The 21,567-nt window shown below is 65.6% G+C and carries 15 protein-coding genes; 8 read left to right on the plus strand and 7 right to left on the minus strand.

The features are described from left to right. Positions 1 to 186: 186 nt before the first annotated feature. A complete protein-coding gene (locus ACYVKQ_RS07965) occupies positions 187 to 822 on the minus strand; it encodes an NUDIX hydrolase (protein WP_460577388.1) in 636 nt (211 codons plus the stop codon). Between the two features lie 196 nt (positions 823 to 1,018). On the opposite strand from ACYVKQ_RS07965, the gene ACYVKQ_RS07970 reads away from it, so the two are divergent. The 6 genes from ACYVKQ_RS07970 (at position 1,019) to preA (ending at position 9,599) form a co-directional block, all read left to right on the plus strand. Beyond that, positions 1,019 to 2,491 (plus strand): CoA-acylating methylmalonate-semialdehyde dehydrogenase, encoded by a 1,473-nt coding sequence (locus tag ACYVKQ_RS07970; RefSeq protein WP_460577389.1) that lies wholly within the window; start codon positions 1,019 to 1,021, stop codon positions 2,489 to 2,491. Positions 2,492 to 2,709: 218 nt separating this feature from the next. Further along, the gene (locus tag ACYVKQ_RS07975; RefSeq protein WP_460577391.1) at positions 2,710 to 4,062 is read left to right on the plus strand and encodes a PLP-dependent aminotransferase family protein; all 1,353 of its coding nucleotides are present in this window, start codon (positions 2,710 to 2,712) and stop codon (positions 4,060 to 4,062) included. 211 nt (positions 4,063 to 4,273) lie between these two features. Then, positions 4,274 to 5,650, plus strand: coding sequence for a dihydropyrimidinase (hydA, locus tag ACYVKQ_RS07980; protein WP_460577392.1), 1,377 nt, complete (start codon positions 4,274 to 4,276; stop codon positions 5,648 to 5,650). A 117-nt stretch (positions 5,651 to 5,767) separates the two neighbouring features. After that, positions 5,768 to 6,625, plus strand: a complete 858-nt coding sequence (locus ACYVKQ_RS07985; RefSeq protein ID WP_460577394.1) for a carbon-nitrogen hydrolase family protein — start codon at positions 5,768 to 5,770, stop codon at positions 6,623 to 6,625. A 94-nt stretch (positions 6,626 to 6,719) separates the two neighbouring features. Next, complete coding sequence (locus ACYVKQ_RS07990; RefSeq protein ID WP_460577396.1) at positions 6,720 to 8,048, plus strand: FAD-dependent oxidoreductase; 1,329 nt, start codon at positions 6,720 to 6,722, stop codon at positions 8,046 to 8,048. Between the two features lie 144 nt (positions 8,049 to 8,192). After that, entirely contained in the window at positions 8,193 to 9,599 is a 1,407-nt protein-coding gene (gene preA / locus ACYVKQ_RS07995) for an NAD-dependent dihydropyrimidine dehydrogenase subunit PreA (protein WP_460577398.1), read from the plus strand. Between the two features lie 243 nt (positions 9,600 to 9,842). Here the strand turns inward: preA and ACYVKQ_RS08000 are convergent, their stop codons facing one another. From ACYVKQ_RS08000 to ACYVKQ_RS08025, 6 genes are all read right to left on the minus strand, one after another. Further along, the gene (locus ACYVKQ_RS08000) at positions 9,843 to 10,049 is read right to left on the minus strand and encodes a PID-CTERM protein-sorting domain-containing protein (protein ID WP_460577400.1); all 207 of its coding nucleotides are present in this window, start codon (positions 10,047 to 10,049) and stop codon (positions 9,843 to 9,845) included. 7 nt (positions 10,050 to 10,056) lie between these two features. Continuing rightward, a complete protein-coding gene (locus ACYVKQ_RS08005; protein ID WP_460577401.1) occupies positions 10,057 to 13,584 on the minus strand; it encodes a LamG-like jellyroll fold domain-containing protein in 3,528 nt (1,175 codons plus the stop codon). A 261-nt stretch (positions 13,585 to 13,845) separates the two neighbouring features. After that, positions 13,846 to 15,168, minus strand: coding sequence for a chloride channel protein (locus ACYVKQ_RS08010; RefSeq protein ID WP_460577403.1), 1,323 nt, complete (start codon positions 15,166 to 15,168; stop codon positions 13,846 to 13,848). A gap of 129 nt (positions 15,169 to 15,297) precedes the next feature. Further along, on the minus strand, positions 15,298 to 17,535 hold the full coding sequence (locus ACYVKQ_RS08015; RefSeq protein ID WP_460577405.1) for a xanthine dehydrogenase family protein molybdopterin-binding subunit: 2,238 nt from the start codon (positions 17,533 to 17,535) through the stop codon (positions 15,298 to 15,300). 15 nt (positions 17,536 to 17,550) lie between these two features. After that, positions 17,551 to 18,534, minus strand: a complete 984-nt coding sequence (locus ACYVKQ_RS08020) for an FAD binding domain-containing protein (protein WP_460577406.1) — start codon at positions 18,532 to 18,534, stop codon at positions 17,551 to 17,553. A gap of 12 nt (positions 18,535 to 18,546) precedes the next feature. After that, on the minus strand, positions 18,547 to 19,191 hold the full coding sequence (locus ACYVKQ_RS08025) for a (2Fe-2S)-binding protein (protein WP_460577408.1): 645 nt from the start codon (positions 19,189 to 19,191) through the stop codon (positions 18,547 to 18,549). Positions 19,192 to 19,371: 180 nt separating this feature from the next. Here ACYVKQ_RS08025 and ACYVKQ_RS08030 point away from each other — a divergent pair, with 180 nt between their 5' ends. Next, positions 19,372 to 20,001 carry a nucleotidyltransferase family protein gene (locus ACYVKQ_RS08030; protein ID WP_460577410.1) on the plus strand — a complete coding sequence of 210 codons (630 nt, stop codon included), beginning with the start codon at positions 19,372 to 19,374 and terminating at the stop codon, positions 19,999 to 20,001. 65 nt (positions 20,002 to 20,066) lie between these two features. After that, positions 20,067 to 21,491, plus strand: coding sequence for an MFS transporter (locus tag ACYVKQ_RS08035; RefSeq protein WP_460577412.1), 1,425 nt, complete (start codon positions 20,067 to 20,069; stop codon positions 21,489 to 21,491). Positions 21,492 to 21,567: the final 76 nt, after the last annotated feature.

Genomic DNA, 21,567 nt, shown 5'->3' on the forward strand with positions numbered 1-21,567 from the left:
AGTGGTAAGCGGGAATGCGGGGCAGAAGCGGAGCGGAATCAGTAAGATAGAAGATAATTCAGCACATCGGCGCGCGGGCCGGGAATAATATGCCCAGTAGCGCCCAGCCGGCCGGGCACAGGGCTGACCGGACACTACCGGCCGCGGTAAGCAGGAGGGCGCCTGCGGGCCACTCCGGCCGGCGCTTTAGTCGCAGAGGGTGGGCAGATCGGGCTGCCGGGCAAAGCCGAACATGGTCGCGAGCTGCGCCGCCGTGGTGCGCGCCTCCGACAGCGGCAGGTCCGCCAGTTCCGACTCGTGCACCCAGCGCACTTCGCCGGTTTCGGTGGTGTGCGGCTGCAGGGCGCCGCCCACCACCCGGCAGAGCACAAAGCACTTGTACACGTACCACGGCTCCACCGGGTGCCCGTGCAGCTTTTTGTCGAACAGGGCCAGCAGGCGCACGGCTTCCACTACGAGGCCGGTTTCTTCGCGGGCTTCCTTCACGGCCACTTCCTTGGGCGTATGGCCGATATCGGCCCAGCCACCGGGCAACGTCCAGCGGTAGCCGTCTACTTTTTCCTGCACCATCAGCACCTCGTCGGTGCCCCGGAAGATGACCGCGCGCACGTCCACTTTGGGCGTCTGATAGCCGGTTTCGGAGGCAAACAGGCCGGTGAGCTTGGCCACGGGCTCGTCGGTCAGGCGGTGCAGAATGTCCACGCTCAGGGCGCGAATTTCCTCGTAGCGCTCCACGTCGTAGGGATTCTCGGTGAAGGTCAGGCCGGTTTGGGCCAGCGCCTGCAGGCGCTGGGCAATGCGGAGCCACTCCAGGTTGGTCATGCGGATAGTAGGTAAGCCAGCGGCGGGAAATTACGAGGCGAGGGCCAATGCCGCTGGCAGCGCCGGTAACGCCTTTCCCGGTACTGCCAGTGGCTTTTGGGAAAAATCTAATAGAAGATTGGATGCCGATTCACCAACGCCGAGTTGCATATATGGGGCAAACTCATTACTTGCAAAGGCTTAACAATAAAATAACATGGAAGTCGAAGTTTTGAAGTACCCGGCGGTACGCAACTACGTCGCCGGGCAGTTTGTCGAAAACCCCGGCGCGCGTTCCATGGACGTGTTAAGCCCCTTGAGCGGCGCGGTCATTTCCACCGTGCCCCTGAGCGGGGCCGCCGAGCTGAACCAGGCCGTGGAAGCCGCCAAAGCGGCTTTTCCCGCGTGGTCGGCCATGCCCATCAAGGAGCGCGTGCAAGTGTTTTACCGCTACAAAACCCTGCTGGAGCAGCACCTGCAGGAGCTGACGCTGCTGGTGCACGAGGAAAACGGCAAAACCCTGGACGAGGCCCGCGCCGAAATCGAGAAGGCCATCGAGCTGACTGAGTTTGCCTGCTCCCTGCCCCAACTGGTGTCGGGTGAGCTGCTCGAAGTGAGCAAGGGCGTGGAATGCCGCGCCGAGCGCAAGCCCTTGGGCGTGGTGGCCTCCATTGCGCCCTTCAACTTCCCCAACATGGTCCCGCACTGGACCATTCCGAACGCCATTGCCTTGGGCAACTGCATGATTCTGAAGCCTTCGGAACAGGTGCCCATCAGCGCCGGCCGCATCGCCGAGCTGCTTCAGCAGGCCGGCCTACCCGACGGCGTGCTCAACGTGGTCAACGGCGACCGGGAAATCGTGGAGGCCATCTGCGACCACCCCGACATTCAGGCCGTGTCGTTTGTGGGCTCCACCAAGATTGCGAAGGTGGTGTACCGCCGCGCCACCTCGAACCTGAAGCGCTGCGTGGCCCTGGGCGGGGCCAAAAACCACCTGCTGGTGCTCCCCGACGCCCACGTGGAAATGACAGCTTCCAACGTGGCCGCCTCCATGTCGGGCTGCGCCGGGCAGCGCTGCATGGCCGGCTCGGCCATGGTGGCCGTCGGCTCCGTCGACCACATCATCAGCAAGCTGGTGGAAGAGGCGCGCAAGATCGTGCCGGGCCAGAACCTGGGCTCGGTTATCAGCCGCGAGGCCAAGGAGCGCATCGAACGCTACATCACCGAGGCCGAGCAGGCCGGCGCCAAAGTCCTCCTCGACGGCCGTAACGCCGTGGTGGCCGGGCAGGAAGACGGCTTCTACGTGGGCCCCACGGTGGTCGACTACGTGACGCCCGATATGGCCATTGCCCGCGAAGAAGTGTTCGGGCCGGTGCTGGCCATCATGCGCACCCACTCCCTGGACGAGGCCCTGGCCATCGAAAACAGCTCGAACTACGGCAACGCGGCCGCCGTCTTCACCCAGAGCGGCGCCCACGCCCGCTACGTGATGGAAAACGCCTCGGCCGGCATGATTGGCGTCAACATCGGGGTGCCCGTGCCGCGCGAGCCGTTTTCCTTCGGCGGCTGGAACGAGTCGAAATTCGGTACGGCCGACATCACCGGCAAAAGCTCCATTGAGTTCTGGACGCAGATCAAGAAAGTCACCACCAAGTGGAACCCGGAGTCGCGCACGAACTGGATGAGCTAACCGGTTCTTAGCGGCCGTAAAGACACATAATAGGCTTGTGCCTCCCTTCGGTTTTGTCTTCACCGGGAGCTGGTAATTTTTCCGGTTTAGCAGGCAGTACGATCTGACGACGGGAGGCGTAATTGCGCGCCTTTTTATGCCTGCATCTTACTAATTATTGCATACATTTAAAGGACGCCCGTATAGCGTGCTTTGTTTTCCCATTTCCCACAGCCAAAATGGAAACGTTCACCGAAGTTGACAAGGAGCAAATCCTGCACGATAACCTGGAGTACACGTTGTTTTCGTGGTCGAAACAGGCGGGGCTAAACCCCATCAATGCCGAGCGGGCGGAAGGCGTGTATTTGTGGGACCGGGACGGCAAACGCTACCTCGATTTCTCGTCGCAGCTGATGAACGTGAACATCGGCCACGGCAACCAGAAAGTAACCGAGGCCGTGGCCGCACAAATGCGGGAGCTGAGCTACGTGTACCCAGGCATGATTACCAAGGCCCGCGGTGATTTGGGGCGCAAGCTCAACGAGATTACCCCCGCGAACCTGACCAAGGCCTTTTTCACCCTCGGCGGGGCCGAGAGCATCGAAAACGCCATCAAACTGGCCCGCCTCTACACCGGCCGTCACAAAATCGTCACGCTGTACCAGTCGTTTCACGGCGCCTCGTACGGGGCCATCAGCGCCGGCGGCGACCCACGCAAGCTGCCCGTCGACTCGCAGGCCATGCCGGGCGTGGTGCACGTCGAAAACCCGTTTTTCTACCGCTGCCCCTGGCACAGCACCACCCCGGAAGAGTGCGCCCAGCGCGCCGCCGACCACATGGAGCGCGTCGTCGGCTACGAAGGCCCGCAGAACGTGGCGGCCATCCTGCTCGAGGGCGAATCGGGCACCTCGGGCTGCATCAAATACCCGCCCGGCTACTGGCAACGGGTGCGCCAACTCTGTGACAAGCACGGTATTCTGCTCATCGCCGACGAGGTGATGTCGGGCTTTGGGCGCACCGGCAAGTGGTTTGGCTCCGACCACCACGGCGTGAAAGTGGACCTGATGGCCATGGCCAAGGGCATCACCGCCGGCTACCTGCCGCTGGGCGCGGTGATGGTGGACGAGCAGATTGCCCGGCACTTCAACGACCGGCCGCTGCCGCTGGGCCTCACGTACTCGGCGCACCCCGTGTCCTGCGCCGCCGCCGTGGCCGTGCTCGACATTTACGAGGAGGAAAACCTCGTCGAAAACGCCGACCAGATGGGCCGCTACCTCGACGCGCGCGTCTGCGAACTGATGGGCCGGCACCCGAGCATCGGCGACTGGCGCAACACCGGCCTGCTGGGCTGCCTGGAGCTGGTAAAGAACCGTGACACCAAGGAACCGATGGCGCCCTGGAACGCCGCGCCCGAGCAGATGACGGTGATGAATCAGGTCATGGCCAAGATCCGGGAGCTGGGCATGTACACCTTCGTGCGCTGGAATTACATTTTCATCGCGCCGCCGCTGACCATCACCAAGGAGGAAATGGATGAGGGACTGGAAATTATTTCCCAGGCCATCAGCATCGCCGATCAGCACGTGCATTAATTCGCGCTGAACGGCACGGCGACGGCGGCCGAATTAAATAATTCGGCAGGCTGCCACTTTAATGTAATAATTATTGGCTTTCTGGCTCCGCGCTGGCCGGGATAGGGTGCTTATTATTCCAGTAGTAATAATTATGTGGATTTAGCAATGGTAATAACGGGGAAATGCCTATATTTTCCTGCTTGTAGCTCCTCCTTTTTCTCTGCTTTGCATGGCGTCTTTGCTAATTAAGAATGGCCGGGTAGTTACGGCTGATTCCGATGCGGTGTGCGACATCCTCATTGAGGGCGAAACCATTGCCGCCATTGGGAAAAACCTGCCCGTGCAGGCCGACCAAGTCATCGACGCCACCGGCAAAATCATCGTGCCGGGCGGCATCGACCCGCACGTGCACCTGGACATGCCCTTCATGGGCACCTTCAGCTCCGATACGCACGAGACGGGTACCCGCGCGGCGCTGCACGGCGGCACCACCACCGTTATCGACTTCGTGCTGCAGAAGCAGGGCCACTCGCTGCGCGAGGCGCTGACCGAGTGGCAGGGCCGGGCCACCGGCACCGCCGTGGGCGACTACTCGTTCCACATGGCCGTGACCGACTTCAACCCGCAGACCAAGGAGGAAATCAAGGACATGGTGGCCGAGGGCATCACTTCCTTCAAGACCTTCATGGCCTACAAGGGCGCGCTCATGATCGACGACGCGCAGATGGTGGGGCTGATGCAGGAAGTGCGCAAGCACGGCGGGCTGGTGACGGCCCACGCCACCAACGGCGACATGATCGACACGCTCATTGCCCAGCACCGGGCAGCGGGTAAACTCACGCCGCGCTACCACTACCTCTCGCAACCCGAAGTGACGGAGGCCGAAGCCTCGGGCCGCTTCGCCGACATTGCCAACTACACCGGCGTCAACGCCTACATCGTGCACCTGACCTGCGAGGGGGCGCTGAACCAGGTGCGCCGCGCCACCGAGCGCAACCAGCGCGTGTTCGTGGAAACCTGCATTCAGTACCTGCTGCTCGATGCCTCCCTGTACGGGGACGATTTCGAGGGCGCGAAGTGGGTGATGTCGCCGCCATTGCGCGAGAAAAAGGACCAGCAGACGCTGTGGGCCGGCATCAACCAGGGTTTGGTGCAGGTGGTGGGCACCGACCACTGCCCCTTCGGGTGGGAGCAGAAGCAGATGGGCCGGGACGACTTTTCGAAGATTCCGAACGGGCACCCGGCCATCGAGCACCGCATGGAGCTGCTGTTCTCGGAGGGCGTGAGCCAGGGCCGCATCAGCCTGCAGAAGTTCGTGGAGGTATCGAGCACCAACGCGGCCAAAATCTTTGGCATGTTTCCGCGCAAAGGCACCATCAGCATCGGTGCCGACGCGGACCTGGTGCTCATCGACCCCGAAAAGAAGCACACGATTTCGGCCGCCACCCACCACATGAATGTGGACTACTCCGGCTACGAGGGTTGGGAACTGACCGGTAAAATAGACACTGTGCTGCTGCGCGGCCAAGTGGCGGTGGATGCCGGCGAGGCCAAAGTCGGGCGCGGCTACGGGCAGTTTATCCGCAGAGGGCCAACTATTTACTAACTTAAGTAGGAGCTGCGCCCCGGTTCGCCAGGCTCGCCGGCATGATCAGGCTGGTTTGCTGCCCGCCACACAACTCTTTTCCCCAACCAAATAACCGCGTACCCCACCATGCCACGAATGATTAAATCCGGGCTTATTCAGATGAGCCTGCCCATGACCGAAGGCGAAGGCACGATTGAGGAAATCAAGGAGGCGATGGTGCAGAAGCACATTCCGCTCATTGAGGAAGCCGGCCGGCAGGGCGTGCAGATTCTGTGTCTGCAGGAAATCTTCAATACGCCCTATTTCTGTCCCGGCCAGGACAAAGCCTGGTACGCCTCGGCCGAACCGGTACCCGGGCCCACGACCGAGCGCATGGCCGAGTACGCCAAGAAGTACAACATGGTCATCATCGTGCCGGTGTACGAAAAGGAGCAGGCCGGCTTCCTGTACAACACAGCCGCCGTCATCGACGCCGACGGTACGTACCTGGGCAAGTACCGCAAGAACCACATCCCGCACACCTCGGGCTTCTGGGAAAAGTACTTCTTCAAGCCCGGCAACCTGGGCTACCCCGTGTTTCAGACTAAGTACGCCAAGGTGGGCGTGTACATCTGCTACGACCGGCACTTTCCCGACGGCGCGCGCGTGCTGGGCCTGAACGGCGCCGAAATCGTGTACAACCCCTCGGCCACGGTGGCCGGCCTCTCGCAGTACCTCTGGAAGCTGGAGCAGCCCGCCCACGCGGCCGCCAACGGCTACTTCATGGGCTGCATCAACCGTGTGGGGGAGGAGAAGCCCTGGAACCTGGGCCGCTTCTACGGCACCTCCTACTTCGTGGACCCGCGCGGGCAGATCATTGCCGAAGCCGACGAATACAAGGACGAGCTGCTGGTGGCCGAGTTCGATCTGGATATGATCGACGAGGTGCGCGCCACCTGGCAGTTTTTCCGCGACCGGCGCCCCGAGACCTACGAGAAGCTGGTGGAGCTGTAGGCCGTTAGGACGAAATGATGGAACGTCAAAAGTAAGGGCGCCATGCTCAGCATGACTGTCCAATAATTCTCTCCGCAACCAACGCCATACCCCCATGGCCGAGTACCCGACCCCCACGACCGAGCAGGAGTTTGCGGCGAATTTCGCCCAGATCAAGCCCCTGATGAGCAACACCGAGGCGCTGTATGAAAGCTCCCGGTGCCTGTTCTGCTTCGACGCGCCCTGCATCAAGGCTTGCCCTTCGGGCATCGATATACCGCAGTTTATCCGGCAGATCAATACCGGCAACACCACCGGCGCCGCGAAGACCATCTACGAGGCCAACTACTTCGGCAACGCCTGCGGCAAGGTCTGCCCCACGGAAGTGCTCTGCGAGGGTGCCTGCGTGTACAACCTCAACGAGCAGAAGCCCATCGAAATCGGGCGGCTGCAGAGCCACGCCACCCGCAAGGTTATCGACAGCGGCAAGGCGCTGTTCGGGCCGGGGCCGGCCAACGGCCGCAAGGTGGCCGTCATCGGGGCCGGGCCGGCGGGCATCAGCTGCGCCTGCGAATTGCGCGCCCTGGGGTACGAGGTGGACGTGTTCGAAGCCCGGGAGCAGCCGTCGGGGCTGACGCTGTACGGCGTGGCGCCCTACAAAATCACCAACGAGGAGACGCTGGCCGAAATGGACTACCTGGAGCGGCAGTTCGGCTACCGGGTGCACTACCACCAGCGCATCAGCTCCCGCGCGGAGCTGCAAACGCTGGAGGAAGAGTACGACGCCATTTTCCTCGGCATCGGGCTGGGCGGCACCAACGCCCTGCTGCTGCCGGGCGAGGAGCGCACGGGCTGCGTGGGGGCGGTGGAGTTCATCGAACAGCTGCGGGTGCAGCACCAGCACGTGCACGTGGGCCGCAAGGTCATCGTGCTCGGCGGCGGCAACACGGCCATGGACGCGGCTTCGGAATCGGCGCGGCTGGGCGCGGCAGACGTGATTCTGGCTTACCGCCGGGGCAAGGAAGATATGGGCGCCTACGCGTTCGAGTACGACCTGGCCAAGGGCGTGGGCGTGAAGGGCCTGTTCAACGTCGCGCCGGTGGAAATCGTGGGCAACGGCAAGGTGGAAGGCGTGAAGTTTATCTGCACGGCCGTGCAGGATGGGCAGGTGCAGATGGTGCCGGGCTCGGAGTTCGTGGAAAGCTGCGACATGGTCATTAAAGCCACCGGGCAGGCCAAGCAAACCCACTTTCTGCACCACATTCCTGGTTTGCAAACGGACAGCAAGGGCCGCATCGTGGCCGACGCGCGCACCGGACAGACCACCAACCCCAAGTATTTCGCCTCCGGCGACGCCCTGAACGGCGGGGCCGAGGTCGTCAACGCCGCCGCCGAAGCCAAGCAGACGGCGCGGGGCATCCATGAGTACTTGAGCGGTAACTGAATCCTGACCGTCATGCCGAAAGCTTGTTGAGGCCTCTCGCTTGCTGATGCTGGATAGCAACTTCTTCATCCGACCATAACCTGCAGACGTCAGCACGCGAGATGCCTCGACAAGCTCGGCATGACGTTCTAAAACAGTCAACCAATGCCTGACCTCTCCATCAATTTTGCCGGTATCAAGTCGCCAAACCCGTTCTGGCTGGCGTCGGCGCCGCCCACCAACTCCGGCTACCAGGTGATGAAAGCCTTCGACGCGGGCTGGGGCGGGGCCGTGTGGAAGACGCTGGGCGTGCCCGTGGTGAACGTGTCGAGCCGCTACGGCGGGGTGAACTACCGCGACAAGCGGCTGATTGGCTTCAACAACATCGAGCTGATTTCGGACCGCCCGCTCGCGGACAACCTGCGCGAAATCGAGGAAGTCAAGAAGCGCTTTCCCCAGCACGCCGTCATTGCCTCGCTGATGGTGCAGAGCCGGCAGGAGTGGCACGACATCGTGCGCGACGTGCAGAACGCCGGCTCCGACGGCATCGAGCTGAACTTCGGCTGCCCGCACGGCATGTGCGAGCGGGGCATGGGCTCGGCCGTGGGGCAGGAGCCCGAAGTGCTCAAGACCATCGTGGAGTGGGTGATGGAAGTGGCCCGCATTCCGGTCATCGTCAAGCTCACACCCAACATTTCGGACATTACCGAGCCGGCCCGCGCGGCCCGCGCCGGTGGCGCCGATGCCATTTCGCTGATCAACACGATTCAAAGCATCGTCGGGGTCGATTTGGACAAGTTCGCGCCGTACCCGATCGTGGACGGCCAGGGCACCAACGGCGGCTACTGCGGCCCAGCCGTGAAGCCCATTGCGCTGAACATGGTGAAGAACTGCGCCCAAGACCCCGACGTGCGCCTGCCCATTTCCGGCATTGGCGGCATCGAGAACTGGCGCGACGCAGTGGAGCACATCCTGCTCGGCGCCTCCTCGGTGCAGGTGTGCACGGCGGCCATGCACTTCGGCTTCGGCATCATCCGCGAAATGACGGCCGGGCTGGAGCAGTACATGGCGGAAAAAGGCTTCCACACGATTTACGACTTCGTCGGCAAGGCCCTGCCGAACGTGAAGCACTGGGAGGACCTGAACCTGAAGTACCAGGTGACGGCCCACATCCACGAGGACAAGTGCATCGGCTGCCAGCTCTGCTACACGGCCTGCGAAGACGGCGCCCACCAGGCCATCCGGCTGCGCGAGGGCACCCGCGTGCCCGAAATCATCGACGAGAACTGCGTGGGCTGCAACCTCTGCTCCCTGGTGTGCCCGGTGGAGCAGTGCATCACGATGGAGCGCACCGACGACGGCACCCAGCACCGCACGTGGAAAGAGCGCACCGCCGCCAATGACATTCCCGTCACCTTCAACGACGAGCGCGCCGGCGGCCTGCACCACTGGGTGCCCGAACCCGCCGCGGCCCTGGGCAAGGAGCGCCACAAGACCCTGCCCGGCAAGGCCCGCGCCCTGGGGAGTCCGGCATCGGCTACGGCCCCCTCGGACGTGCTCAGCGAATCGTGACGGTTCTTGCTGGACAGACAAAAGCCCCATCGGCCAGCTGCCGATGGGGCTTTTTCATGTAGCTGCGGATTCAACGCGGGGTGGGTGCGCTGCCAGAAGCCGGCTTTATCCGCAAAAGCGCCCTATGCTCTGCGGTACCCTTTCGCGGAATTACCAGCCCAGGTCAAGCCACCTGAACGAGCAAGGGCCCGCCCAACCGGCGGGCCCTAGTCAAGGCTATTTCACGTAACGGAGCGTCTTTGGCTAGCTGCGGCGCTTGCGCAGGCCGCTTAGGGCGTAGACCGCGCCCCCGGCCACCAGCAGCGAAACGCCGCCGTCGAGGGGTACGGCTGTGGGAGCGGCGGGCGGCTCGTTGCTCGGCGTCGGGCCACCCGAGCCGGGCGTTTGGGCAACGGAGGAAGCCGCAGCAACGCTCAGCAGCGGCAGAAGTAGGAACAGGAGGCGTTTCATCGGGGAATTAATTCAGAATGAGCTTACGGGTGAGGGTGCCCGCCGGCGTGCGCAGCTGCACCGTGTAGACGCCTGCGGGCAGTTGCTGGGTGGCTACGGAGCGCTCCAGCAGGCGGCCGGTCAGGGCTACGGTTTCCTGCCGCACCACCTGGCCCAGGCTGTTCAGCAGGCGCAGCTCGGCGCTGCTGCCCGTCAGGCCCGCCGCCGATACGGTCACGGAACGACCCTGTGCGGGGTTGGGGTACACCCGCAGCTCGGCGCCGCTTACCCGGCCCGGCCGCGCGGCCAGTACCCGTTGCGCATTCAGGTGCAGCACGAAGCGGCTCGTGCTCAGGCCCTGCGCCAGCTGCACGTGGTAGGCGCCCTGCCGAAGGTCGTGCCAGGTACCGGTCAGGCGGTCTTCCAGGAAGAGCGTCGCCGTGGGGGGGAAGTGCAGCAGCTGCGGCTCAAAGGAATACGGGCCGGCTTGCGGCGCGTGCAGGCCCAGCGGCATCGCCACGGGCTGGTTGCCAGTCGGCAGGCCCTGAATGGAAAGGGCATCGGGGCCGGCCGCCTGGTACAGGGTTGGCTGCTGCCCGCCGTTGAGCTGCACTTTCAGCGCGTCGTAGCGGCCGTCGAAGCCGGGCGTGGCGCCGGCCTGCTGGTACACGTACAGCACGTCGGTGGCTGCGCCCGCGGTGCGCAGGGCCAAGGCCAGCAGCGGGCGCGTATCGGCCGTGGTGCGGTGCAGGGCCGGGTCGGTAAGGGTGGTCACGCGGTGGGTGTTGTTCAGGGCCAGCGTGGGCGTGCCGCCGGCAGCGCGCACGAAGAAGGCCTGGCCCATCGGCAGCAGGTGGGAGCCGGGGGGCCCGACGCCGTTCACGTAGCTCACGTAGCTACCCGCGTAGGGACCGGTGGAGCGGTACACGTACGCGGCGGCGTCCATCCCGGCGGGCGGCGTGACCCGGTCCCAGTCGAGGGGCGAGGGGTAAGGGTTGCCGATCAGGTTCCAGCCCGGGGCCGCCGCGCCGCGCAGCAGCGGAATGTTGACCGCGCCGTTGGTGAGCGGGCCCACGAAATCCACGGTTTGGGGGCTCAGCTGCACGGTGTAGCCGCGGCCGGGGGTGAGGGGTTCGTTCAGGCTGGCCGGTGATTCCCAGCCTGTATCAAACGTATTGCCGGGGCCGGGCTGCAGGCGCATCTCGTTGTAGCCGAACACCGTGGGGAAGGGCGTGACCAAGGCGGGGTTGGCGGCCGCGTTGTAAGCCGGGTTGACCACCGGGCTAAAGCTGCCCGTTGCCAGGTCGGCCACGGTGCTGCCGCCGACGGGGGCGCTGAGGTGGCGGTAGCCGGGGCCCGCGTTCAGGCCGGGGTTGATCCAGCGCTGCACCGTGACCGGGCCCTGCACCGCGCCGGGGTTGTTGTACACCGTGGCCGTGCCGCTGGCGTCGGAGAGCAGCGTGAGCACCTGCCCGTTGGTGTTCAGGGTGCCGGCCAGCATCAGCAGCCCGTGCACCTGCACCGGGGCCGTCAGCCGCGCGCCACCGGTGCCGATGGTCAGGTTTTCAAACACGGTGCTATGCCCACCGATGTCGTCGGACGTGGCGCCCATCATGGCGATGGTGCCGCCGGTCTGGGTAAATGAGCCGTGGTTCGTGAATTGCCCGTGCACGGAAAAGGTGCCGCCGCTCAGGGTGAGCTGCCCACCGCTTTCGATGGTGAGGTTGCGCACCGCCGCCGGGGCCCCAATGACGGGGTAGCGCGGCATGCCGGCCGGAATGGTGATGTTGTCGCCGAAAGTGGGCACCGAGCCGCAGGCCCAGTTGGCGGCGTTGGTCCAGTCGGTGCTCACCGCGCCGCTCCAGGTAAAGGCTGCGCCCACGTTTACCGTCACGGTGGCTTCGTCGAAGCAGCCGCTGTTCACGTTGGTGGCCCGCACACGGTAGGTGGTGCTGGTGGTGGGAGTGGCCAGCACCGCGGCCGTGGTGGCGTTGCTCAGCCCCGCCACCGGCGTCCAGCTGTACGCCAGACCCTGCCGAATTGGGGCCGGGTTGTTGATCCAGGTGGGGGTGGTGTTGCCCGCGCCCAGCGTGCCGGTGTTGCCGTGGCTGGTGTAATCCACGAAGGCCGTGCCCGAGCCTTCGTCGAGGCGGTAATAGGCGGCCAGGCCGGGCTGGGTGGCCAGCACAGTTTTGTTGTAGTCGGCCAGGATCTGGGCTTCCGTGCGCGCCACGCTCCAGAGGCGCAGCTCGTCGAGCTGCCCGTTGTAGTATTCGCCCCAGCCCGGCTGCGAGCCGAGCGTGAGAGGGTTGGCGTTGGTGGCTACCGCGCCGGTCTGCGGCTGGTCGAGCACCTTGGCGCCGTCGATGAAAATCTTTACGGCCGCCCCGTCGTAGGTAGCCGCCACGTGGTGCCAGCCGCCCTTGTAAGCGGTGTACGACACCGGGAATACCCGCCACGCGCCGCCGATGTGCAGCCACACGCTCAAATCGTCCCAGCGGTTGTCGGTGCGCGGGAAGATATAGCCGGTGTTCACGGCCTGCGTCGACTTGCTCGCCACGTTCTGAATGGCGGAGCCCGCGCCGACAGGGTTGATCCAGGCTTCGACGGTCAGGGCCGTGGAGAGGTTGTGCAGGCTGCTGCTGGCCGCCACGCTGGCCAGGTCGTCGGTGCCGTCGAAGCGCAGGCCGCGGCCCGCTACCGAGGCGGTGCCGTTGGCACCCGTGGCGGTGAGCGTGGCGGAGCCGCCCTGGCAGATGGTGGTGCTGCCCGACGGCGCCACCGTCACGGTCGGGGCCGTGTCGGCCATCACGTTGAAGGGGGCCGAGGTGGCGGTGCAGCCCGCGTCGTTGGTCACGCGCACCGAGTAGGCGCCGCTGGTGGTCAGGTTCGCGAGGCCCGGCCCAGTGGCGCCGGTGGTGGTGGCGGGCAGGTCCACGCCGTTGCGGGCCCATTGGTAGCTGGCCGCCTCATCCGACAGCGCTACCGCGTCCAGCTCGTTCCAGCCCGCTACCGCGTCCGAATTCAGGGCGATGCGCACATCGCGCACGGGGAAGCTGGTCAGCGGGAAGTTGATGTTCAGGATGCGCGAGTTGGCGCCGGCCGCCGCGGCCGTGGCCGTGTACACCGGCACCCAGGCCTGGGTGGTTGGATTGCGCACGAACACCGTGTCGATGGCGCCGGGGTTATAGGTTTCCCAGATGAGGATGCGCTTGGCCGGGGCCGGGTTGTCGAAGCGCAGCACCAGGAACTCGCGCGAGCCGTCGGCGTCGCTGCTGGCCCAGGCCCCGCTGAGGTCGCCGTGGCGGGGGTACACATTGGGCGTGCCCAGGACCTGGGCGGCGGCCCAGCTGTTGTCGTTGTACTGCGAGCTGAAGCGCAGCACCGAGGACGCGTAGCGTAAGGGGGTGGTGCCCAGCGTCGTGCTGAGGCTCACCTGGCCGTTGCAGACCGAGGCCGCACCGGCCGATGAAACGGGAGGAGCCGGGCACTGGGCCTGGGCCGAGTAGGCTCCCCAGCTGCTCAGCAGCCCGAGCAGGGGTAGGAATTTGGTCATGCGTGGAGCAGTTGGATGGTTCAGGACTGGCTGCCCGACTTCGCTTCGACCAAAACCGGAAAGGCAAGCTGGTCAGTAAGGGCAGGCACCCACAAAGGAACTGGCCTTAGTTGCACTCAGCAATGACATGATTGGGCTCGGTGTAGGCTGCGCCATCACATGAGTATGTGATGCACGCCCGCGGCCCGCGTCGTATGAGCGGGGTGGCAGGGGCTGCTATGCCGGGTGAATTGCCTCAACGCCGCAGCCAGCAGCTGGCCCTTAGCGGCGGCGCAGCTGCTGCAGGGTGCGCCCCACGTGGCGGCCGTAGCGCGGGTGCTTGGCCTCACCGATGACCTGCGCCCCGTAGATGCCGCCGTGCCCCGAGGTCAGGTACGCCACCACGCAGGCCAGCGCCAGGTACGGCGCGCTCGGCAGCCCAAACAGCTCCAGCCCCATCAGCGTGCAGGCCAGGGGCGTGTTGGCCGCGCCGCTGAACACCGCCACGAAGCCCATGCCGGCCAGCAGCGCCACCGGCAGCGGCAGCACCGGGGCCAGCGCCGAGCCCAATGCCGCTCCGATGAAAAACAGCGGGGTAACCTCCCCGCCCTTGAAGCCCGTGCCTAGGGTCAGCGCGGTTAGCAGCAGCTTCAGGCCGAAGGCGTACCAGGGCAGCGGCGCCTGAAAAGCCGCTACGATGGTGGGCACGCCCAGCCCCAGGTAGCGCGCAACGTCCGGCACGGGGCCGAGGCTCAGCAGCCACACGAGGGCCAGCAGCAGCGCCCCGCCCGCCGCCGGCCGCAGCGGCGCCCACCCGATCAGGCGGGCGCTCCAGCCCTGGCAGGCGTGCACGGCCGCCGCAAAGCCGCGTGCCGTTAGCCCGCTCAGCAGGCCCAGCAGCAGGGCCGTGCCCACGCCCGCCGCCGTCAGCGCGGGCACCAGCGGCACCGCGTAGGGCGTGTGGCCCACGCCCCAGGCCCGCGTCACCCAGTCGGCGCCGAAAGCGGCCAGCACGCTGGGCAGCAGCGCCCCGTAGCGCAGCCGGCCGATCAGAAACACCTCCAGCCCAAACACGGCCCCGGCCAGCGGCGTGCCGAACACCGACGCGAAGCCCGCGCTGATGCCGGCAATGAGCAGCAGGCGCCGCTCCCGCGGCCGCAGGCGCAGGGGCCCGGGCAGCCAGCGCGTCAGTTGATCGGCCAGGGCGCCGCCCATCTGCACGGCCGTGCCCTCGCGGCCCGCCGAGCCGCCCACCAAGTGCGTCAGCAGCGTGCCCAGCAGCACCACCGGGGCCATGCGCAGCGGTATCACGTCGCGCGGCTGATGGATTTCCTCGATGAGCTGGTTGTTGCCGCGGGCCACGCGCTGCCCTAGGTAGTGGTAGAGCAGGCCCACCAGCAAGCCACCCGCCGGCAGCAGCAGCACCAGCCACGGATGCGCCTCGCGCGTGCTGGTCACCCAATCCAGCGCCACCAGAAAACCCGCCGAAGCCGTGCCCACCAGCGCGCTGATGACGGCGCAGAGCAGCAGCCAGCGCAGCACGAAGAGTGCTTGCGGCAGCGGCTCGGGCCAGGAAAAGGGACGTGGGGGAGGAGTGGCGGGCAATGCAGAAGCAGTAAAGGCGAGCTGCAAAAGTACGACCTGCCCCCGCCGGCTCGGCGGGCGGCGCGGGCGGGAAAAAAGAACGTCATGCTGCAGGCAGCATGACGAACCAAAAACGACAGGTTAATAGCTTCAGATCAGCTTATCGGGCGTGATGGGCAGCTCGCGGATGCGCTTGCCGGTGGCGTTGAAGATGGCGTTGGTAATGGCCGGGGCCACGCCGATAATGGCAATTTCGCCGATGCCCTTGGTGCCCAGCGGGTCCACAATGGTATCGGGCTTGTCGACGAAAGCCACCTCCACGTGGGGCGCGTCGGCGTGCACGGGCACGTGGTAGTCGGCCAGGTCCTTGGTCACGTAGCGGCCGTAGCGGTGGTCCATCACCGCGCCCTCGTGGAGCGTCATGCCGATGCCGCCCACCGCGCCGCCGATCATCTGGCTGCCGGCGGTCTTGTGGTTGATGATGGTCCCCGCGTCGGCGCACGACACCATCTTCGACACGCGCACCTCGCTGGTCAGGGCATGTACGCGCACTTCCGCAAAGTGCACCGAGAAGGAATACATGGAGTAATTCTGCCGCTCGTTGCCGGGCCGGGCCTCGGTGGTCACCTCGATGTCCTGCCCGTTGTTGCGCTGGCGCAGGTCGGCGAAGGACGCTTTCGGGCCGCCGTTGGCTTTCAGGGCCAGCTGCCCGCCGGCCAGCGTCAGCTGCTCGGGCTGCACGTCGGCAAAGGACGCGCCGCCGAGCTGCTGCAGCTTCTTTTTCAGCTCCATGCAAGCGGCCAGCACGGCCGAGCCCACCGTGTTGACGGTGGCCGAGCCGCCCTGCGAAGGCGCCGTGGGGAAGGTGGAGTTGCCCAACTCGAAGCGCACCTGCTCGGTGGGCAGGCCCAGCGCCTCGGCCGCAATCTGCACCATGGCCGTGCCCGTGCCCGGCCCGATGTCGGTGGTGGCGCTTTGCAGCAGCACCGTGCCGTCGGCGCGCAGCACGGCCCGGGCCTTGGCCGCGCCGCGGTTGGCCCCGAAGGTGCCCACGCCCATGCCGTAGCCCACGTACCAGTCACCGTCGCGCACGGCGCCGGGCTTCATCTGCCGCTTGTTCCAGCCGATGCGCTCGGCGCCCAGCTGGTAGCACTCCTTCAGGTACTTCGTCGACCAGGGCTTGCCGTTGTCCGGGTCCTGGTCGGCGTAGTTGCGCAGGCGGAACTCGATGGGGTCTAGGTTCAGCAGGTGGGCCAGCTCGTCCATGGCCGATTCCAGGGCGAAGGCGCCGGTGGCCTCGCCGGGGCCCCGCATCCAGATGGGCGTGCTGATGTCCAACCCCAGGATGCGGTAGCGCGTCGACACGTTCGGGCAGGCGTACATCATGCGCGACTGCTGCAGGGTCGACTCGGTAAACTCCTCGTAGGTAGAGGTCTGGCCCACCGATTCGTGCGTGATGCCCACCAGCTTGCCGTCGGGTGTGGCCCCGATGCCCACGCGCTGCCAGGTGTAGGGCCGGTAGCCCACCATAGTGAACATCTGCTCGCGCGTGAGCACCAGCTTCACCGGCCGGTTCAGCTTTTTGGCCGCGATGATGGCCGCCGTTTCGTGGGGCCAGTTGTGCAGCCCGTTGCCGAAGGCCCCGCCCACGAAGGTGGCAATGACCTTCACGTTTTCCTCGGGCAGGCCCCAGTCCTTGGCGAAGGCGCGCTGCGTACCCTTTACGGCCTGCACCTTGTCGTACACCGTGAGCTTATCAGCAGCTTCCCAGTGCGCGATGATGCTCTGCAGCTCCATTGGGTTGTGCATCTCGGAGGGGTGCACGTACTCGGCTTCCAGCTTCACCGGGGCATTACGGTAGCCGTCCTTCTGGCCGCGGTCCTTGTCGTTTTGCGGCGACTTGGGGTTGCGCTTGGCCTGCGTAGGCAGAAAGCCACGCGTTTTGTTGGCCTCGAAGTCGGTGCGGTGCTCCTCGGCCGCGTACTGCGCCTTTACCAGCCGGGCGGCGTAGCGGGCTCGTTCCAGCGTGTCGGCCACCACCACGGCAATGGGTTGGTCGTTGAAGTAGATGCGCTCGTCGTAGAACACGCGCAGGGGCTGCCCGATGGCCGGCGGCTCGTCGGGGTTGGTGCGGGCGGCGTGGCCGGGCACTTTGGGCGAGTTCAGGTGGGTGATGACGGCCAGCACGCCCGGGGCCCGCTCGGCCTCGCGCGTGTCGAGGCTGGTGATGCGGCCCTTGGCAATGGTGCTGCCCACCAGCACGCCGTGCACCAGGCCCGGCAGCTCGTACTCGGCCGAGTACTTGGCCGCGCCCGTTACTTTCAGGCGACCGTCCACGCGGTTGAGCCGCTCGCCGATCGGCCCGTCTTTCTTCAGTTGGTCTTTCATCAGCGGGTCAGGGGCTTAGGCTGCGGATGCGGCATTTTTCAGGGCCTGCACGATGGCGTTCGGGCCCAGCTTGAGCTTGTAGGCGTTGTGGCGGAAGGCTTTGGCGCCCTGCATGGCCACCTCGGCCGCCTGCCGGAACGTGGCCTCGGTGGCCGGCTTGCCGATCAGGCTTTTCTCGGCCTCGGCGAGGCGCCAGGGCTTGTGGGCCACGCCGCCCATGGCCAGGCGCGCGTCCTTGATGGTGGTGCCGTCCAGGCTCAGCGCGGCCGCCACCGACACCAGCGCGAAGGCGTAGGAAGCCCGCTCGCGCACCTTCAGGTAGTGCACGTGCCGGGTAAAGGGCCCGTCGGGGATGTCCACGGCCGTAATCAGGTCGCCGGGCTCCAGGTTGGTATCGCGCTGCGGGGTGTCGCCGGGCAGGCGGTGCAGGTCGGTGAAGGCGAGGCGCCGCTCGCCCCGGGGCCCGCTCACCAGCACGGTGGCGTCCAGCGCGGCCAGGGCCACGCTCATGTCGGAGGGGTGCACGGCGATGCACTTATCCGAGAAGCCGAAGATGGCGTGCATGCGGTTGAAGCCCTCCAGGGCGCTGCAGCCGGAGCCGGGCTCCCGCTTGTTGCAGGGCAGGGCCGTGTCGTAGAAGTAGGGGCAGCGGGTGCGCTGCAGCATGTTGCCGCCCACGGTGGCCATGTTGCGCAGCTGCGCCGAGGCGCCCGCGTTCAGGGCCTGGGCCAGCAGCGGGTGGCGCTCCAGCACCAGCTTGTCTTCGGCCACGGTGCTGTTCAGGGCCAGCGCCCCCACGCGCAGGTGGCCGTTGTCCTGCTCGATCCGGTCGAGCGGCAGCCGGTTGATGTCGATGAGCTTCTGCGGCGTCATCACGCCGCGCTTCATCAGGTCGAGCAGGTTGGTGCCGCCGGCAATGAACTGGGCGTCGGCATCCTTGGCGCGGGCCTCGATGGCGGCTTTCGGCTTCGTGGGCCGTACGTACTGAAACTGGTTCATCCTCGCTGCGCTTTAAACCTTCTGCCCGCCGTTTTTCACTTCCTGAATGGCCGCCACGATGTTGGGGTAGGCGCCGCAGCGGCAGATGTTGCCGCTCATGTACTCCTTGATTTCCCCTTCCGAGCCGGCGTGTCCCTCGCGGATGCAGGCCACGGCTGACATGATCTGGCCGGGCGTGCAGTAACCGCACTGGAAGCCGTCGTGCTTCAAAAACGCTTCCTGCATGGGGTGCAGCCGGTCGCCGCCCGGGGCCAGGCCCTCGATGGTCGTTATCTTCTTGCCTTCCTGCATGATGGCCAGCGTCAGGCAACTGTTCACGCGCTGCCCGTCTACGTGCACGGTGCAGGCGCCGCACTGCCCGTAGTCGCAGCCCTTCTTGGTGCCGGTCAGGTGCAATTCTTCGCGCAGCAGGTCGAGCAGGGTTGTGCGCGGCTCCACCGAAAGCTTGTATTTCTTGCCGTTCACGTCGAGGCGCAGCGGCATTTTTTCAAAGGCGGCGGCCACTTTTTCGTCGAACTCGGCTTCGGCGGCTTTCACGATGGCGCCCGGCGCCAGGGCCAGGGCCGTCAGCAAGGACGACTGCTTCAGGAAGGTGCGGCGGGCCTCGTTGTGGTCGCAGCCCGCGGGGGCCGGTTGCGGCGGCTGTTCGTTTTCCATGGCGGTGTTTGGGTAGTTCGACGTAGAATGATGGCTGAAACCAACAGGCGGATGGACGACGGGTTTGGCTGCAGCAGCCAAAAACTCCGGGGCAGCCATTGCGCGCAAACTTTGTCTGTACGCGCCACCGTACGTTTCGTTAAGCCCAAGCTGGCATTTCCACCCGTTACCCTTCCGCCCATGACTACTTCTACTTACGCACCCATTGCCGCCGTGCTGCTGGCCGCCGGGGCCTCCACCCGCATGGGGCAGCCTAAGCAGCTGTTGCCCTACGAGGGCCGCAGCCTGCTGCGCCGCGCCGCCGAAACGGCCCTGCAGGCCGGCTGCACCCCGGTCATCATCGTCACCGGGGCCCTGCACGCCGAGTTGGCCGCCGATGTGCGGGGCCTGCCCGTGCAGCTGGTGCACAACGATGTGTGGGAAGCGGGCCTGGGCACCTCCATCGGGGTGGGGGTGCAGGCCGTGGAGGAAGCGGCGCCCGAGGCGGCGGCGGTGCTGGTACTGCTCAGCGACCAGCCCCTGGTCACGCCCGAGCTGCTGCGCCAGCTGATGCGGGGCTGGCAGCAAAGCGGGCTGCCCGTGGCCACGGCCTACGCCGATTCGGTGGGCGTGCCGGCCGTGTTCGGGCGGCCGGTGTGGCCGCAGCTGCTGGCGCTGCCCGCCGCCGCCGGGGCCAAGCCCCTGCTGCAGCGCCTCGGCGACGAGCTGGCCGTGGTGCCCTTCCCGCCCGCCGCCACCGACGTGGACACGCCCGCGCAGTACCAGCAGCTGCTGAACGGGGCCGCGCAGGCCAGCATTCGGCCGGTTTAACGGCCGCAGTTGCTATTTCTGCGTAGTTTGGGCGTTGCCACACTCTCTTTACTTCTCCGAGCTATATGACCACCGCCGCAGCCCCCGTCGCCTCCGCCGACGCGGGCTTTGATAACGTACCCAAGGACGACAAGCGCATCACCCGCGGCTGGACGTTCTACGACTGGGCCAACTCCGTGTACCCGCTGGTCATTACCAGCAGCATCTTCCCGATTTATTGGGGCGCCGTGACCAAGCAGCTCGCGCCCGAAACCGACGTGGTGAACTTCTTCGGTTTTCAGGTGCCGGGCTCCTCGCTGCTGACCTACGCCATTTCAGCCGCCTTCCTGCTCATTGCCCTCGTCAGCCCGTTCCTGACGGCGCTGGCCGACTTCTCGGGTCGCAAGAAGCTGTTCATGCAGATCTTCTGCTACCTCGGCGCGGCCTCGTGCGCGGCGCTGTACTTCTTCGATAAGAACACGCTGGAGCTGTCCACCTTCATCTTCATTGCCGCCACGGTGGGCTTTTCGGGCTCCATCGTGTTTTACAACAGCTACTTGCCCGTCATCAGCAGCGAAGAGAAGTACGACTCGCTCTCGGCTCGGGGCTTCTCCATGGGCTACATCGGCTCGGTTATCCTGCTGGTCATCTGCCTGGGGCTCATCATGGGCCACGAAACCCTGGGGCTGGAGGAAGGCCACGCCACGCGCCTGGGCTTCCTGCTGACCGGCATCTGGTGGGCCGGCTTTGCCCAAATACCCTTCGCTGCCCTGCCCAAGGACCCCGGCCGCCCCGCCGGCGCCGCGGCGGCCGAATCGGGCTGGCTGCTCAACGGCTTTCACGAGCTGGGCAAGGTGGTGAAGCAGCTCGAGCACCTGCCCAACCTGAAGCGTTTCCTGCTCGCGTACTTCACCTACAACATGGGCGTGCAGACGGTGATGTACGTGGCCACCATCTTCGGTGACAAGGAGCTGCATCTGGAAAGCACGGCACTGATTACAACCATTCTGCTGCTGCAGCTGGTGGGCATCCTGGGCGCTTACCTGTTCGCCAAGCTCTCCGAGCGCATCGGCAACACTCGAGCCCTGAGCTGGTCGGTGTTTATCTGGATGCTGATCTGCGTAGCCGGCTACTTCGTGCAGGCCGGGTGGTCGTTTTACGCCCTGGCCGCCGTTATCGGCCTCACCATGGGGGCCATCCAGAGCCTTTCGCGCAGCACTTATTCCAAGATTATTCCCGAGCACACGCCCAACACGGCCGCCTTCTTCAGCTTTTTCGACGTCACCGAGAAGCTCAGCATCGTGATTGGCACGGCCGTGTTCGGCGGCATCGCCCAGATTACCGGCTCCATGCGCAACAGCATCCTTTCGCTGATTGTGTTCTTTATCCTCGGGCTGCTGTTCCTGCTTACCCTGCGCGGCAAGAAGCTGCGCGACGAAGCCACCGCCGGGGGCGAGGCCGTAGCCCCGCCGCCCGCCACGCCCAACATCGGCATGCCCGCCTCGCGCTAAGCCAGCACGGGCCAGTCCAAAGCCCCGCGGTCCGAAGCCGCGGGGCTTTTGTCGTTATTGGGCCTTACTTGCACCC

This window comes from Hymenobacter coalescens, assembly GCF_054783195.1.